The organism is Actinomadura rugatobispora (genome assembly GCF_055379765.1).
On record NZ_AP029191.1, the window covers coordinates 3,389,462 to 3,404,135 of the forward strand.

Consider the following 14,674-nt stretch of genomic DNA (forward strand, 5'->3'; position numbering starts at 1 on the left):
CCGGATGCGACCGCTATGCGGAGACCGGGTAGAAACGCACCTCGGGCCGTCCCACCTGCCCGTAGCTCGGACGGCGCTGCGCCAGCCCGTTCTCGGCCAGGTACTCCAGGTAGCGTCGCGCGGTCACCCGCGACACCCCGGTCAGCGACGCCGCCGCCGCGGCCGACAGCCCGTCCGGCGCCTCGGTCAGCACCTCGGTGATCGCCTCCAGGGTCTCGCCGCTCATCCCCTTCGGCAGCGACCGCTGGTCGGTGGTGCGCAGCGCGGCGAGCATCCCGTCCACGTCCGCCTGCCCGCTGGCCTCCCCGGTGCGCTCCGCGCGCTGCCGGAACCGCGCGTACCCCTCCAGCTTGTCGCGCAGCGACGCGAACGTGAACGGCTTGAGCAGGTACTGCACCACCCCGACCGACACCGCCGTGCGGACGACCGTCAGATCGCGCGCCGAGGTCACCGCGATCACGTCCACCGCCAGGCCGCCCGCGCGCAGCGCCCGGCACACCGTCAGCCCGTGCGTGTCCGGCAGGTAGAAGTCGAGCAGGACCACGTCCACCGGCTCGCGCTCGCAGAACCGCAGCGCGTCGGCCCCCGAGTGCACCACCCCGGCGACGCCGAACCCGGCGACCCGCTCCACGTACTGCCGGTGCGCCTCGGCCGCGACCCGGTCGTCCTCCACCACCAGCACCCTGATCACGAGCCGTCCGCCTCCCCCGCCGCCGCTGCCGCCGCCGCGGGCAGTGCGGGCACCGCGCCCGCGTCCGCGTCCGCGTTCGGCAGCGGGAGCCGGACCCGGATCACCGCGCCGCCGTCACGTTCCACTTCGATCGCGCCCCGGTAGCGCCGCACCGCCTGCCCGACCAGCGCCATCCCCAGCCCGCGCGGGCCGGCCGGGCCGTCGGACGCCTTCGTCGTCCAGCCGCGCCGGAACATCTCCTGCGCCGTGTCGCCGTCCAGGCCCGGCCCGTTGTCGCGCACCTCCATCACCAGCCCGGACGCGCCCGTACGGGCCGACACCCGCACCCGCGGTGGCACGTCGGCCGACCGGCCCTCCGCCGGGCCCTCGATCGCCGCGTCCACCGCGTTGTCGATCAGGTTGCCCAGGATGGTCACCAGGTCGCGGGGCTCGATCACGCCCACGGTGCCGTCGATCGTGGTGTCCTCGGCGACCTCCAGCTCCACCCCGCGCTCGGCGGCCTCGGTGGACTTGCCCAGCAGCAGCGCCGCCAGCACCGGCTCCCGCACCGCGCCCACCACCCGGTCGGTGAGCCGCTGCGCCGTGCGCAGCTCCGCGGTGGCGAACTCCACCGCCTGCCCGGGACGGCCGATCTCGACCAGCGACACCACCGTGTGCAGCCGGTTGGCGGCCTCGTGCGCCTGCGAGCGCAGCGACTCGGCGAACCCGCGGACGGTGTCCAGCTCGCCCATCAGCGCCTGCAGCTCGGTGTGGTCGCGCAGCGTCACCACGTTGCCCATGGCCCGGTCGCGGGACCGCACCGGCGCCGTGTTGACGACCAGGACGCGGGTGTCGCCGACATGGATCTCGTCGGACCGCGGCTCCGCCGACCCCATCGCCGCGGCCAGCTCCGTCGGCAGCCCGAGACCGTCCACCGCCTCGCCGCGCGGATCGCGCTCCAGGTCCAGCAGCTCGCGGGCGGCGTCGTTGCACATCACCACCCGGCCGTCGCGGTCGAGCAGCACCAGCCCCTCCCGCACGGCGTGCAGGATCGCCTCGTAGTAGTCGAACATGCCGCGCAGCTCGGCCGGCGCCACGCCCCGGGTCTGCCGCCGCAGCCGGGCCGCGACCAGCCAGCTCCCGGCGATCCCGGCCACCAGCACCGCCGCCGCCACCCCCACCAGCGGCAGCAGCCGCTCGCGCAGGTCGGCGGAGATCGCCCGGATGGTGATCCCGACCGCGACCATGGCCACCACCCGCCCGGAGTCGTCGAACACGGGGGTGACGGTGCGGACCGACGGGCCCAGCGTCCCGGTGAAGGTCTCGCTGAACGTCCTGCCCTGGAGGGCCGGGGCGGTGTTGCCGATGAAGTGCTGGCCGATCCGCCCCGGCGTGGGATGGGTGTAGCGGATCCCCCGGGTGTCCATGATGGTGATGAAGTCCACACGGGTGTCGCGGCGCACCCGCTCGGCGTACGGCTGTAGCGCCCGGCTGGGATCGGGCAGCGACAGCGCCGCGCGCACGCTCGGCGCGTCCGCCACCGTCAGCGCGACCACCGTCACCGTCTCCCGGGCCCGGTCGTCGGCCGCGCGGCGCGAGTCCAGGTAGGCCAGCGCCGCGCCCACGGTCACCAGCAGGCCGACGATCACGGCCTGCAGCGCGAGCAGCTGCCGCGCGAGGCTCCAGCCCCTGCCCGACACCGCATCACCTCTGCACTCGGAACCAGGTCACGGTACAGACCCCCCATTTCGGACGGTCCGGACGCCGAACGCCGTGAACGAAATGTACACAAGCGTGACCGCTATCACAGACCCGCGCATAGTCGCCTGCGGACCCCGTATCACCGAATGCGATTCCGCCCTCACGTACAGCCGATCACGAGCGGGCCACCGCCCGCCACCGACCGCAGGGAGGCAGCCGTGGCCGACCAGCCCGCCGGCCCGCCCCCGGGCCAGAAGACGCAGCAGCCGACCGGGCGCCGCGACCGCGTGCACTACCTCTACATCGCGGTGATCGTCGCGGTGCTGCTCGGCGTGCTCGTCGGCTTCGTCGCCCCGGATCTGGCCGCCGAGCTCAAACCGCTCGGCACCGGATTCGTGAACCTGATCAAGATGATGATCTCGCCGATCATCTTCTGCACCATCGTACTGGGCATCGGCTCGGTCGCCCGGGCCGCCAAGGTCGGCCGGGTCGGGCTGATCGCCATCGTCTACTTCCTCGTGATGTCCACCTTCGCGCTGGCCATCGGGCTGGCCGTGGGCAACCTGCTGGACCCCGGCTCCGGCATGAACCTCGACCCCGCCAGCGCGTCCGAGGCCCAGGAGCAGGCCAAGGGGGGCGAGGGCACCACCGACTTCCTCCTCGGCATCATCCCCAGCACGCTGGTGTCCGCGCTCACCGAGGGCGAGGTGCTGCAGACCCTGCTGGTCGCGCTGCTGGCCGGGTTCGCGCTGCAGCAGATGGGACCGGCGGGCGAACCGATCCGGCGGGGCGTGGAACTGGCCCAGCGCTGGGTCTTCAAGATCCTCGCGATGATCATGTGGGCGGCCCCGGTCGGCGCGTTCGGCGCCATCGCCGCCGTGGTCGGCGAGACCGGCTGGGACGCGCTGCGCAGCCTGGCCGTCATCATGCTCGGCTTCTACATCACCTGCGTGCTGTTCGTGTTCGTCGTGCTCGGCGCGGTGCTGTGGATGGGCGCCCGGATCAACATCCTGACGCTGCTGCGCTACCTGGGCCGCGAGTTCCTGCTCATCCTGTCCACCTCGTCCTCCGAGACGGCACTGCCGCGGCTGATCGCCAAGATGGAGCATCTGGGCATCAGCCGCCCCGTGGTCGGCATCACCGTGCCCACCGGGTACTCCTTCAACCTGGACGGCACCGCGATCTACCTGACCATGGCCACCCTGTTCATCGCCGACGCGCAGAACGAGCCGCTGTCGCTCGGCTCGCAGATCGGCCTGCTGTTCTTCATGATCATCGCCTCCAAGGGCGCGGCCGGGGTCAGCGGCGCCGGACTGGCCACGCTGGCCGGCGGGCTCCAGTCGCACAAGCCCGAACTGGTCGACGGCGTCGGCTTCATCGTCGGCATCGACCGGTTCATGTCCGAGGCCCGCGCCCTGACCAACTTCGCCGGCAACGCGGTCGCCACCGTCCTGGTCGGCACCTGGACCGGCGAGATCGACTCCGACCGCGCCCGCCGGGTGCTGGCCGGCGAGGACCCCTTCAACGAGGCGACCCTGGTCGACGTCCCCGGCCCCTCCCGCTCGGAGCCGGGGACGTCTTCGCCCGGCCCCGCCCCCGTGACGGCGCCCCCGTCCGACGGGGACGCCCCGTCCGGGGAGAAGACCGAGGAACCGACCGCCACCCAGGCGCACCGGTCCTCCTAGACCCGCCGCCCCCGGCTGGGGCTCGAGCTCCCACGTGCCCGAGCCGGGGGCACGGGCGGCCTTCCCGCCGCCCGTGCCCCCGCCCGGCGTGCCACGACCGGGTCAGGGGCTCAGACGAGCTCGCGCACGGGCTTCGGCGGCGGAGGCGGATCGTCCAGCCGGAAGCGGATCACCGCGACCAGATCGTCCATGCCCATGGCGGCGCAATACCGCTCGACCGGCCCGCTCGCCAGATCGGCGTGGATCCGGGCGGGCGCGGCGTCGGCGCGGCAGGTGACCTCCACCCGCACCCGCGGCCTGGACGGGCTGCCGGTGAACCGGATCCGCGCCTCCCGCACCCCGGGGATCAGCCGCGTGTCGCGCAGCAGCTCGCCCGCCGCGACCCCGGCCAGATGCCGGGTGGGCGCGTCCAGCAAGGGACGCCACCGGCGCAGCAGCGCCTGGACCTGCACGATGAGCCAGACCAGCGCGGCGAACGCGACGCCCTCGGTCACGGCGCCCGCCAGCGGCCAGAACCACGCCTGCCCCGCCGCGAACCGCGACACGGCCGGGTCCAGCACGGGCGCCGCCTCCAGGGAGGCGCCGAACGCCCCGTACCCCGCCAGGAGCATGCCGAGCCCGGCGGCCAGCGGCACCGACCCGACCAACGCGATACCGGCCCTCATGTCAGTCCCTCCGCCAGGTCAGCCGGACGTGCACCTGCCGCCCGTCCATCAGCCCCATCTCGGCGAGCCGCGCCTCGACCGCGTCCCGGACCATCTCCTGGACGTTGGCCGGGTTCCGGTAGCCGCTGAAGGCGCGCACCGTCACGCGCCGCCTGAACCGCCCGCCGCGCACCCGCACCCGCACCCGGATGACGCCCGGCACGGCCAGCGCGACCGCCGCCAGCGCCCGCTGGAGCGTCCTGCGGCCGATCGCGGCGGCCATCAGCGGCCCGGCGCCGTGCAGCGGCAGCGTCCGCGGACGGCGCCGCGGCAGCAGCGCGCACAGCAGGAGCGCGCCGGCCACGGCGATGACGGCGGCGGCGCGGCGCATCGACGGGTCGCCCCACGCGGTCGCGCGCAGCCAGGCCGCCCAGCGGTCCACCGGCAGCAGCCCGGCGGGCTCGCCGACCAGCGCGGTCACCACCTCGACGGTGGCCGCCCCGCCGGCCGCCGCCAGCAGCGGCGCGGCGACCAGTCCGATCGGCGAGGCGCGCGGGCGGAACTCGCGCGCGGCCAGCCGCCGCGCCCGCCGCCGGGCCGCCGCCGCGGCGGCCTCCCGCTCCCGCGCGGCGGCCGCCGCGCGCGACTCACCGGCCCTGTCCGGGCCGCCCGTCGTCGAGACCAGCGTGTCGCCCATCACCACCCCCGAGGCGCTCAAGCAACGATCACCCATGGTGACGCATGGCGACGCTCAGTGAAACCCGGCATGCCGCGCCGGCGTCACCTCAGCGGAAGACGACGGTGCGGTCGCCGTTCAGCAGGACGCGGTGCTCGGCGTGCCAGCGCACGGCGCGGGCCAGGGCCAGGCACTCCATGTCGCGGCCCACCGCCATCAGGTCCTCCGGGCTGTGGGTGTGGTCGACCCGCGCGACCTCCTGCTCGATGATCGGGCCCTCGTCCAGGTCGGCGGTCACGTAGTGCGCGGTGGCGCCGATCAGCTTGACGCCGCGCGCGTGCGCCTGGTGGTACGGGCGGGCGCCCTTGAAGCCCGGCAGGAACGAGTGGTGGATGTTGATGATCCGGCCGGGCAGCTTGCCGCAGAAGTCGTCGGACAGGATCTGCATGTAGCGGGCGAGCACCACCAGGTCGGCCCGGTAGTGGTCGACCAGCGTGAGCACCTCGGCCTCGTGCGCGGCCTTGCCGCCCCGGGCCACCGGCAGGTGGTGGTAGTCGAGCCCGTACGACTGGGCGAGCGGGCGCAGGTCGGGGTGGTTGGAGACGACCCCGACGATCTCGATGTCCAGCAGCCCGGACCGCTGCCGGTAGAGGAGGTCGTTCAGGCAGTGGCCGGCCTTGGACACCATGATCAGCACGCGTTCGCGGCGGGCGGTCTCGGTCAGGTTCCACTCCAGGCCCAGCTCGGGCACCAGCGAGGCGAACGCGCCGCGCAGCTCGTCGGGGTCGGTGTCGGGCAGCCCGGTGAACTGCACCCGCATGAAGAACCGCCCGCCGTCCCCATCCTCGCGCACACCTGCCGCTTGCGGGGGGTCGACCCCCCGCACCCCCCGGTCGCTGTACTGCTGGCTCTCAAGGATGTTGCAACCGCGCTCGGCCAGCAGACCGGACACCGCGGCGACGATGCCGGGACGGTCCGGGCACGAGAGCGTCAGCACGAATTCGGACACGGGCGCCACTTTCGCTGGTGAAATGAGGTCTGGAGATATACGAGCTTACGCGGAGGGTGTGGTGCCGGGGTGGTAGCCGAAGAAGCCGCGGCGGCGCCAGAGGGGCGTGAAGCCGTCCGAGTCGTGTGCCTGGACGGGCGCGGGCGGGTCCTGCTGATGCGCTGGCAGGACACCCTGACGGGGAACAGGTTCTGGGAGCCGCCGGGCGGGGGCGTGGAGCCCGGCGAGAGCCCGCTGCAGGCCGCCCGCCGAGAGCTGTACGAGGAGACCGGGCTGCCGCCGGAGGCCGTCCGGGACGTGTCGGTGCCGGTGCGGCGCGACACCGTCTGGCTCGGCACGCGGTACGTCAAGACCGAGCCGTTCTTCCTGGCCCGGTTCGACGGAGTCCCGGAGGCGGCCCCGGCGGCGTTCACCCCGGAGGAGGACGAGACATTCCTGGAGCTCCGCTGGTTCGCTCAGGAGGAGCTGGCCGGGCTCGCCGCGTCCGGCGTCCTGGAGCCCCCGGAACTGCCCGCGGTCGTCTCGTCGCTCCTCGCTCGCTGACGGAATGCACCACCACGCAGGATGTTGACGAGAAGGTGAGCCTTCGCACGATCCGCTTCTCGATCCTCGACCGGTCCCGGACCCGCGAGGGCGAGGGCCATCCCCGGGCGCTCCGCGACACGGTGGAGTTCGCGCGGCAGGCCGAGGCGATGGGGTACCACCGCTTCTGGGTCTCCGAGCACCACGGCGTGCCGGGGGTGGCGGGGCCGGCGCCGACCGTCCTCGCGGCGGCCGTGGCCGCGGCGACCTCCCGCATCCGGGTGGGCACGGGCGGGGTGATGCTGCCCAACCACCAGCCGCTCGTGGTCGCCGAGCAGTTCGGGGTCCTGGAGTCGCTCCACCCCGGGCGCATCGACATGGGGCTTGGCCGGTCCGTGGGCTTCACCGGCGGCGTACGGCGCGCGCTCGGCCACGACCGGCGCGACGCCGACGACTTCGCGGCTCGGCTAAGGGAACTGCTCGGCTACTTCACCGGGGACCAGGACGTCCACCCCGGCGTGCACGCGTGGCCGGCCGAGGGGCTGCGGGTGCCGGCGTTCGTCCTGGCCACCGGATCGGGCGCGGACCTGGCGGCCTCGTTCGGGCTGCCGCTGGTCATCGCGGCGGCCCGCGGCGAGGCGCGGATGCTGGAGGCCATCGACCGGTACCGGGCGGGCTTCCGTCCGACCGCGTGGGGGCAGGAGCCGTACGTGGTCGTCTCCGGCACGGTCGCGATCGCGGACACGCGCGAGGAGGCGTGGCGGATGCTGGTCCCGGAGGCCTGGTCGAGCGCGTGGTCCCGCGTCCACGGCGAGTTTCCGCCGCTGGCCCCGGCCGAGCGGATCCTGGCGCTGGACATGGGCGAGCGCGAGCGCCGGTTCTTCGACCAGGCGCTGCGCGGCCACCTGCACGGCACCGAGGACGAGGTGGCCGAGGCCCTGGAGGACCTCGTCGAGCGCAGCGGCGCGGACGAGATCCTCGTCCACACCAGCACCCACGACCGGGCGCTGCGGCTGGAGTCGCACCGCCGGCTGGCGCAGCTCGCCGGGCTGACCCCGGATTCCTACCCGTCGGTAGTTTCGCGCGGGCCGCTCGGGTTACATTCGCTCGCATGCGGCGACTCCTTGCCCTCCCGTTGACCCTGACTTTGCTCGCGGCCGGCTGCTCCAGCCCCGACCGGGCCGGCGACCCGGAGTTCAGGAAGACACCCGACGCGACCGAGAAGCCGCCCGAGAAGGTGAAGGGCATCCCCACCGCCCCCGGCACGCACAAGCGGAAGCTGGACGTGGGCACCTTCGGTCACCGCGAGTACCTGCTGCACGTACCGCCCAAGCTCACCCGCGGCGCCTGGCGCGACGGGAAGCCGGCCAAGCCGCTGCCGCTGGTGCTCGCGCTGCACGGCGGGCTGGCCACCATGCAGCAGATGCGCGACCTGACCGGCTACGACGCCATCTCCGACGACAAGGGCTTCCTGGTCGCCTACCCCGACGGGTTCATGACCACCTGGAACGCGGGCGACTGCTGCGGCGCCGCCAAGCTCGGGAAGATCGACGACGTCGGCTTCCTGAGCAAGCTGATCGACGAGCTGACCGGGGCCGGGCTGGCCGACCCCGACCGGGTGCACGTCACCGGGTTCTCCAACGGCGCCGGCATGGCCTACCGGCTGGCCTGCGAGCGCCCCGCGAAGGTGGCCGGGATCGGGGTGGTCGAGGGCGCCCTGGTCACGCCGTGCGAGCCGGACCGGCCGGTGTCGGCGATGATCGTGCACGGCACCGCGGACAAGAGCGTGCCGTTCGACGGCGGCGGGCGCCGCGACTTCAACGACGGCCGCCCGTTCCCGCCGGTGTCGGAGGCGGTCGACTTCTGGCGGCGGGTCGGCGACCTGCCCGCGCCGAAACGGCCGCTGCGCGGGCTGAGCAACGGCGCCGAGTGCTCCGGGACGGGCAAGGGCGCGCGCGGCGCCGAGGTGACGTTCTGCAAGATCGAGGGCGGCACGCACCGCTGGCCCGCGGGGGCGAGCCGGATGCTGTGGAACTTCTTCGCCGACCATCCGCGACGGTAAACGCGAGAAGTTTTCACCTTCCCGTTCTCCCGATACTGTGGTCCCCATGAACCTCCGGGAGCGCTACGACGCCGCCACCGCCACGCTGGAAGCGCCGTTCGCCGCCGTCGACCTCGCCGCGTTCCGCGCCAACGCCGCCGACCTGGTCCGCCGCGCCGCCGGCACACCGATCCGGCTGGCCAGCAAGTCGGTGCGCTGCCGGGCCCTCCTGGACGAGGTGCTCGCGATGGACGGCTTCGCCGGCGTCATGGCGTTCACCCTCCCCGAGGCGCTCTGGCTCTCCCGGCACGGCACCAGCGACGACATCCTGGTCGCCTACCCCACCGCCGACCGCACGGCCATCGCCGAACTCGCCGCCGACGACCGCGCCGCCGCCACCGTCACCCTCATGGTCGACTCCCCCGCCCACCTCGACCTGATCGAGAAGAACGCGGGCGGGCGGCCGATCCGGGTCTGCGTGGACATCGACGCCTCGTACCGCCCGCTGGGCGGGCGCCTCCGCTTCGGCGCCCGCCGCTCCCCGCTGCGCACCGCCGCCGACGCGCACGCGTTCGCCGAGGAGATCGTCCAGCGGCCCGGCCTGCGGCTGACCGGGCTCATGGCCTACGAGTCGCAGATCGCCGGGGTCGGCGACACCCCGCCCGGCAAGCCCGCGCGGGCCCGCGCCATCCGCGCGATGCAGCACCGCTCCCGGCTGGAGCTGGCGATCCGCCGCGCGGAGATCGTCCGGGCCGTCCGCGAACTGGCCGACCTGGAGTTCGTCAACGGCGGCGGCACCGGCAGCGTCGAGAAGACCGCCCGGGAACGTGCCATCACCGAGATCGCCGCCGGCTCCGGGCTCTACCAGCCGCACCTGTTCGACCACTACTCCAACTTCCAGGGCCGCCCGGCCGCCCTGTTCGCGCTGCCCGTCGTCCGCCGCCCCGGACCCGGCGTCGTCACCTGCCTGGGCGGCGGCTACCTCGCCTCCGGCCCCGCCGACCCGCTGCGGCTCCCCCAGCCCTACCTGCCGACCGGGCTCTCCTACGACTCCGACGAGGGCGCCGGGGAGGTCCAGACCCCGCTGGTGGGCGCCACCGCCGACCTCCTCGACCTCGGCGACCGCGTCTGGTTCCGCCACACCAAGGCCGGCGAGCTGTGCGAGCGCTTCGCTACGCTCCATCTGCTGGAGGGCGACCGCCTCGTCCGGACCGTCCCCACCTACCGCGGCGAGGGCGCCACGTTCCTTTGACCCGGAGGGGCCCTGACCGGCTACGTTGGCCCGTATGACCCACGCACCCCTGATCAGCGTTCGCGGCGAGGCGGTCCTGGAGGTCGAGCCGGAGATCGCCCGGCTGTCGGTACACGTCCAGTCCCAGGAACGCGACCGGCGGGAGGCGCTCGACCGGCTGGTGGAACGCAACCAGGCCGCGCTGGAGCTGATCAGGTCGTACGGGGACGCGATCGAGAAGCTGGAGACCGGCGGCCTGTCGATCACGCCGCAGCTGAAGTACCGGCGCCGTGAGGGCGACATCCGCGCCTACCAGGGCACGGTCTGGATCCGCTTCACCGTCACCGACTTCGCCGTGCTCGGCGAGCTGGTGACCCGGCTGGGCGACCTGGAGCGCGCCTACGTCCACGGCCCCGACTGGGGCCTGCGCCGCGACAGCGAGATCTACAAGCAGGCCGCCCGCCAGGCCGCCGGCGAGGCCGTCGAACGGGCCCGCAGCTACGCCGAGGCCCTGGGCGCCCGCCTCACCGGCCTGGTCGAGCTGGCCGACGAGGGCCTGACCAGCGACACCCGCGCCCCCGCCCAGCCCATGGCCCTCATGGCCGGCTACGGCGCCCCGGCCGCCGTGGCCGAGGGCGCCGAACCCCCGTCCATCGACCTGGAACCCGCCACCCAGATCGTCCGCGCCGCCGTCGAGGCCCGCTTCACCGCCACATCCCCCGACCTGGACTGACACCCACAGTGACCCCCCACAATGAAAAGAGGGGGTAGATGACCACAGAAAAGGAGACGGCGGCACCACCGGGGATCGGGCGGGCGCCCGAGCCGTCGCTGGAGGATCCCTGCAGTGAGCGGGTCCCCGCCGGGGATCTGCTGCATCTGCACGGGCGGCCCGAGACCGCGGCGCGCGAGCTGGACGTGTTCCTGACCGGCCAGGTGTTCATGGACATGATCTTCACCGGGCTGCCGGGGCTGCCGCCGCCCGGTACGGAGCTGGTCACCGACGGGCTCGGCTCGGCTCCGGGCGGGGTCGCCAACATCGCGGTCGCGATGAGCCGGCTCGGGCTGCGCACCGGGCTGGCGGCGGCGTTCGGCGACGACATGTTCGGCGCCTACCTGTGGCGCGCGCTGTCGGAGCAGGAGAACGTCGATCTGCGCTGGGCGCGGCGGGTCCCGGGCTGGTCGACCCCGGTGACGGTGTCGCTGGCCTACGCCTCCGACCGGAGCATGGTGACGTTCGCGCGGCCGCTGCCGCTGCCGGCCGACGATCTGGTCGCCGGGCCGCCGCGGGCCGCGACCTGCTTCGTCGACATCGATCGTCCCGTGCCGGGGTGGGCGCGGGCGCTGCGCGCCACGGGGGCGCTGGTCTTCGGCGACCTGGGGTGGGATCCGACGGAGACCTGGTCGACCGACGTGCTGGACCGGCTGGAGCATGTGGACGTGTTCCTGCCCAACGCCGTGGAGGCCATGGCCTACACCCGCACCCGCACCGCGGAGGACGCGCTGGCCGCGCTGTCCGAGCGGGTCCCGGTCGTGGTGGTCAAGCAGGGGGCGCAGGGGGCGATCGCGGTCGACTCGGCGACCGGGGAGCGGGCGTCGGCCGCGGCGCTGCCGGTGACCGCGCTCGACCCGACCGGCGCCGGGGACGTGTTCGCCGCGGGTTTCGTGTACGGGACGCTCGCGGGCTGGTCGCTGGACCACCGGCTGCGCTTCGCCAACCTGTGCGCGGGCCTGTCGGTGCGGCATCACAGCGGTTCGCTGGGCGCCCCGTGCTGGGGCGAGATCGCGGCGTTCGGCGAGGACGGGGAGGTGCCGCCGGAGGTGCTGGAGCGGTACGCGTTCGTGGTGCCCTACATTCCCGAGGCCGAGCTGGAACGCGGCGCCGACTCGGTCACCAGGGCCGAGCCGACCCTGCGGCACGGCGCGTTCTGAACATCGCGTGAACGCCCGCGGGGCGCGGCGCGTACCTGAGGGCGTGGGAGGAACCGACTGCGGGGAGTACAGGGTCGGCCTCGGCGTCTACGCCATCGGGCGGCTGGCCGGGGACGAGGCCGCCGTGCTGCGCGAGCACCTGGCCGGTTGCGGCGGCTGCCGGGCCGAGCTGGACGAGCTTCGCGCGGTGGCCGATCTGCTGACCCGGACGATGGCCCCCGCCGACGGCGAGGCGGCCGCGGCGCCCCGCACGGAACGAGGCGCCGGGCGCCGCGCTCGCACGCGGCCCTCCGGCGCCTCGTCCAGGCTGCTCAACGGCGCCTGCGCCGCCTCCAGACCACCAGGGCGGTGACGATGACCGCGGCGCCCACTCCGGCCAGGACCAGCCGGGGGTCGACGCCGCCGCCCGCGCCGGGCACGTCGTCCTCGTCCTCGTTCTTGTCCTTGCCGCCGGCCCCGTCGAACGCCGGGGAGATCATCGCGTTGACGGCCTTGGCGACCTGGCCCGCCTCGTCCTTCAGCCGCTCGGCGCCGCGCTGGGCCACGTTGCGGGGGTTGACCCGCTCCGCCAGCTCGTCGATCGTCTGTGCGAGCTCCTGGCGGGTGCGCTCGATCCGCCGTTCCAGCGCCTCCGGGTCGCGGGACCTGTCAGCCATGCCAGTTCCTTCTCGTTCGAGCCTCAGCCACGCATGATCCGAACAGTCTTGCAGGTCTTGCCGGGAAACGCCCGCTCCACCCCAGCCGGTACGGTGGAGCCGACCATCCCACAGAAAGGCGGTACCCGGTGTCCGATCGGTTGGAGCCCGGCGACGTCGCACCCGAATTCGAGCTGCTGGACGCCGACGGCGCCCCGGTGACCCTGGCGTCGTTGCGCGGCAGGCGGGTGATCCTCTACTTCTACCCGGCGGCGATGACGCCCGGCTGCACCAAGGAGTCGGTCGACTTCCAGAGCAACCTGGCCGAACTGGAGGCGGCGGGCGTCACGGTCGTGGGCGTCTCCCCCGACAAGCCCGCCAAGCTGGCCAAGTTCCGGGAGAAGGAGGGGCTGACGTTCCCGCTGCTGTCCGACCCCGACACCGAGGTGCTGAAGGCCTACGGCGCGTACGGCGAGAAGAAGCTGTACGGCAAGGTGGTGGTGGGGGTGATCCGGTCGACCTTCATCATCGACGCCGAGGGCAAGGTGGAGAAGGCGTACTACAACGTGAAGGCCACCGGGCACGTGGAGCGGCTGCGCCGCGACCTGGAGCTGTGAGGCGCCGCGCGGCCGGCGGGGTGCTGTGCGGACGGGGGGACTCGAACTCCCCCAAAGGGTGATACACCCCCCGTCCCGCAGATACCCAGAACCGCGCCGTACGCTGCCACTTCGCCGCCCCCGCCCCGTACGAGGCACATCCGGGAGCATCCCGATACACGGGCGGCCGTATCACGCGAAGTATCACCGTAGGGATCACGCCCGCGCTCCCCCACACCAGGACTCCGGGGGGGAGAAGCCGTCCACAGCAGACGGCCCCGGACGCGGTGATGCAACCACCGGCCGGGGCCTTGGCCCGGAGGAGTCCCGGACCCATGCACGATCGTTTCATCCGCGCGAGCGCGGCGGCCACCGTGGTAGCCATCGGCGCCATCGCGGCCTTCATCTCCTACCGGCACGCCTACGGCGTAGCCATCGCCCACGGCGAGACCGGCACCACCGGCCGCCTCCTACCCCTCACCATCGACGGGCTTGTGTTCGTCGCGTCCCTCGTGCTGCTCGACGCGGCCCGCCGCCGGGTCTCAGCGCCCGTCCTGGCGCGCGTCGCGCTCGCTCTGGGCATCGGGGCAACGGTGGCCGTCAACGTCCTGCACGGCATCGCTCACGGCCCCATCGGCGCGATCATCGCCGCCTGGCCGGCGGTCACGCTCGTGGTCGTCGTCGAGCTGCTCATGGGGATGATCCGGCTCGGCCGGGCCGAGGCGGCGCCGCGGGCGTTGACGTGGTGGCCACCGTTCCCCACAGTGCCGGTCGCGGCGCCGGCCGGGGTGGTCGCGAACGGTCGCGACCGCCAGGGGCCGCTGGTCAACGGCGATGTGTCCGAGCCTGCCGAGGATGACGGTCCCGCCGATCCCGAGGTGATCGCGACCGCCCGCGACCGGTTCGCCGAGGTGCTCGCGGCCGGCGCGGTGCCGTCCGTCCGAGCGGTCCGCCGAGAGATGCGGGTCGGGTACCCGCGCGCCGTGGCGATCCGCGAGGCGCTCGCCGAGGGCGCGTAGCCAGCAGCACGCCGAGGGCCGTCACCAGCTGCCGGTGACGGCCCTCGCTGCTGCTCAGGTGCGCCGCGGCCGACCGCCCTTGCGTGACCGACGCTCGGCCAGCTCCTGCTCTGCGCTCTCCAGGTCGGCGAGGTCCTGGGCGTCCCCGTGCTGCTGGATTCGCTCACGCATGTGGTCGAGGAGGTCGGGCGTGCGGTCGGTGCCAAGTCGGGCGCACACGCGGCCGTACGCCTCCCACATCGGGATGGGGACCCGGATAGGTCTGGTCGGCGTCTTGGCTGGTGGGAGCTTCTGGTCGTCCACGGGCTCATCC

17 protein-coding genes are annotated in these 14,674 nt (G+C 73.8%); 10 read left to right on the forward strand and 7 right to left on the reverse strand.

Going from position 1 to position 14,674, the window contains the following annotated elements:
• Positions 1-13 precede the first annotated feature (13 nt).
• Complete coding sequence (locus ACZ466_RS14355) at positions 14-691, reverse strand: response regulator (RefSeq protein WP_378280694.1); 678 nt, start codon at positions 689-691, stop codon at positions 14-16.
• Positions 688-2,370: an ATP-binding protein gene (locus ACZ466_RS14360; protein WP_378280693.1), complete on the reverse strand. Its 1,683-nt coding sequence runs from the start codon at positions 2,368-2,370 to the stop codon at positions 688-690. Before ACZ466_RS14360 ends, ACZ466_RS14355 begins: the two co-directional genes overlap by 4 nt.
• Before the next feature lie 219 nt (positions 2,371-2,589).
• On the opposite strand from ACZ466_RS14360, the gene ACZ466_RS14365 reads away from it, so the two are divergent.
• Positions 2,590-4,056 (forward strand): cation:dicarboxylate symporter family transporter, encoded by a 1,467-nt coding sequence (locus ACZ466_RS14365; RefSeq protein WP_378280692.1) that lies wholly within the window; start codon positions 2,590-2,592, stop codon positions 4,054-4,056.
• A gap of 110 nt (positions 4,057-4,166) precedes the next feature.
• Here the strand turns inward: ACZ466_RS14365 and ACZ466_RS14370 are convergent, their stop codons facing one another.
• The 3 genes from ACZ466_RS14370 to purU form a co-directional block, all read right to left on the reverse strand.
• Positions 4,167-4,721, reverse strand: coding sequence for a hypothetical protein (locus ACZ466_RS14370; RefSeq protein WP_378280691.1), 555 nt, complete (start codon positions 4,719-4,721; stop codon positions 4,167-4,169).
• 1 nt (position 4,722) lies between these two features.
• Complete coding sequence (locus ACZ466_RS14375; protein WP_464043648.1) at positions 4,723-5,418, reverse strand: DUF6286 domain-containing protein; 696 nt, start codon at positions 5,416-5,418, stop codon at positions 4,723-4,725.
• A gap of 67 nt (positions 5,419-5,485) precedes the next feature.
• Complete coding sequence (gene purU, locus ACZ466_RS14380; RefSeq protein ID WP_378284579.1) at positions 5,486-6,394, reverse strand: formyltetrahydrofolate deformylase; 909 nt, start codon at positions 6,392-6,394, stop codon at positions 5,486-5,488.
• Between the two features lie 60 nt (positions 6,395-6,454).
• Here purU and ACZ466_RS14385 point away from each other — a divergent pair, with 60 nt between their 5' ends.
• Genes ACZ466_RS14385 through ACZ466_RS14415 form a run of 7 tightly spaced genes read left to right on the forward strand, consistent with a single transcriptional unit; the run spans position 6,455 to position 12,463 of the window.
• On the forward strand, positions 6,455-6,928 hold the full coding sequence (locus tag ACZ466_RS14385; RefSeq protein ID WP_378284581.1) for an NUDIX hydrolase: 474 nt from the start codon (positions 6,455-6,457) through the stop codon (positions 6,926-6,928).
• A 35-nt stretch (positions 6,929-6,963) separates the two neighbouring features.
• Positions 6,964-8,046: an LLM class flavin-dependent oxidoreductase gene (locus ACZ466_RS14390; protein ID WP_378284583.1), complete on the forward strand. Its 1,083-nt coding sequence runs from the start codon at positions 6,964-6,966 to the stop codon at positions 8,044-8,046.
• On the forward strand, positions 8,019-8,969 hold the full coding sequence (locus ACZ466_RS14395; RefSeq protein ID WP_378284585.1) for a CE1 family esterase: 951 nt from the start codon (positions 8,019-8,021) through the stop codon (positions 8,967-8,969). The genes ACZ466_RS14390 and ACZ466_RS14395 overlap by 28 nt, the downstream gene beginning before the upstream one ends.
• A gap of 46 nt (positions 8,970-9,015) precedes the next feature.
• Positions 9,016-10,200: an amino acid deaminase/aldolase gene (locus ACZ466_RS14400; RefSeq protein ID WP_378284587.1), complete on the forward strand. Its 1,185-nt coding sequence runs from the start codon at positions 9,016-9,018 to the stop codon at positions 10,198-10,200.
• A 34-nt stretch (positions 10,201-10,234) separates the two neighbouring features.
• On the forward strand, positions 10,235-10,912 hold the full coding sequence (locus ACZ466_RS14405) for an SIMPL domain-containing protein (RefSeq protein ID WP_378284588.1): 678 nt from the start codon (positions 10,235-10,237) through the stop codon (positions 10,910-10,912).
• 38 nt (positions 10,913-10,950) lie between these two features.
• Complete coding sequence (locus tag ACZ466_RS14410) at positions 10,951-12,111, forward strand: carbohydrate kinase family protein (protein WP_378284589.1); 1,161 nt, start codon at positions 10,951-10,953, stop codon at positions 12,109-12,111.
• A gap of 43 nt (positions 12,112-12,154) precedes the next feature.
• Complete coding sequence (locus ACZ466_RS14415) at positions 12,155-12,463, forward strand: zf-HC2 domain-containing protein (RefSeq protein ID WP_378284590.1); 309 nt, start codon at positions 12,155-12,157, stop codon at positions 12,461-12,463.
• On the opposite strand, the gene ACZ466_RS14420 is transcribed toward ACZ466_RS14415, so the two are convergent.
• Complete coding sequence (locus ACZ466_RS14420) at positions 12,423-12,767, reverse strand: DUF3618 domain-containing protein (protein WP_378284591.1); 345 nt, start codon at positions 12,765-12,767, stop codon at positions 12,423-12,425. The two genes, ACZ466_RS14415 and ACZ466_RS14420, sit on opposite strands and share 41 nt — an antisense overlap.
• A 128-nt stretch (positions 12,768-12,895) precedes the next feature.
• Between ACZ466_RS14420 and bcp the strand changes: the two genes are divergently transcribed.
• Positions 12,896-13,363, forward strand: coding sequence for a thioredoxin-dependent thiol peroxidase (bcp, locus tag ACZ466_RS14425; RefSeq protein ID WP_378284592.1), 468 nt, complete (start codon positions 12,896-12,898; stop codon positions 13,361-13,363).
• A gap of 314 nt (positions 13,364-13,677) precedes the next feature.
• Positions 13,678-14,361: a DUF2637 domain-containing protein gene (locus ACZ466_RS14430; protein ID WP_378284593.1), complete on the forward strand. Its 684-nt coding sequence runs from the start codon at positions 13,678-13,680 to the stop codon at positions 14,359-14,361.
• A gap of 54 nt (positions 14,362-14,415) precedes the next feature.
• On the opposite strand, the gene ACZ466_RS14435 is transcribed toward ACZ466_RS14430, so the two are convergent.
• On the reverse strand, positions 14,416-14,664 hold the full coding sequence (locus tag ACZ466_RS14435) for a hypothetical protein (protein ID WP_378284594.1): 249 nt from the start codon (positions 14,662-14,664) through the stop codon (positions 14,416-14,418).
• Between the last annotated feature and the right edge of the window lie 10 nt (positions 14,665-14,674).

Excerpts from the sequence above, each read along its gene's own strand:
- ACZ466_RS14430 (WP_378284593.1), top strand. The coding sequence starts at position 13,678 with ATGCACGATCGTTTCATCCGCGCGAGCGCGGCGGCCACCGTGGTAGCC.
- ACZ466_RS14410 (WP_378284589.1), top strand. The coding sequence starts at position 10,951 with ATGACCACAGAAAAGGAGACGGCGGCACCACCGGGGATCGGGCGGGCG.
- ACZ466_RS14420 (WP_378284591.1), bottom strand. The coding sequence starts at position 12,767 with ATGGCTGACAGGTCCCGCGACCCGGAGGCGCTGGAACGGCGGATCGAG.
- ACZ466_RS14370 (WP_378280691.1), bottom strand. The coding sequence starts at position 4,721 with ATGAGGGCCGGTATCGCGTTGGTCGGGTCGGTGCCGCTGGCCGCCGGG.
- ACZ466_RS14405 (WP_378284588.1), top strand. The coding sequence starts at position 10,235 with ATGACCCACGCACCCCTGATCAGCGTTCGCGGCGAGGCGGTCCTGGAG.
- ACZ466_RS14400 (WP_378284587.1), top strand. The coding sequence starts at position 9,016 with ATGAACCTCCGGGAGCGCTACGACGCCGCCACCGCCACGCTGGAAGCG.
- ACZ466_RS14395 (WP_378284585.1), top strand. The coding sequence starts at position 8,019 with ATGCGGCGACTCCTTGCCCTCCCGTTGACCCTGACTTTGCTCGCGGCC.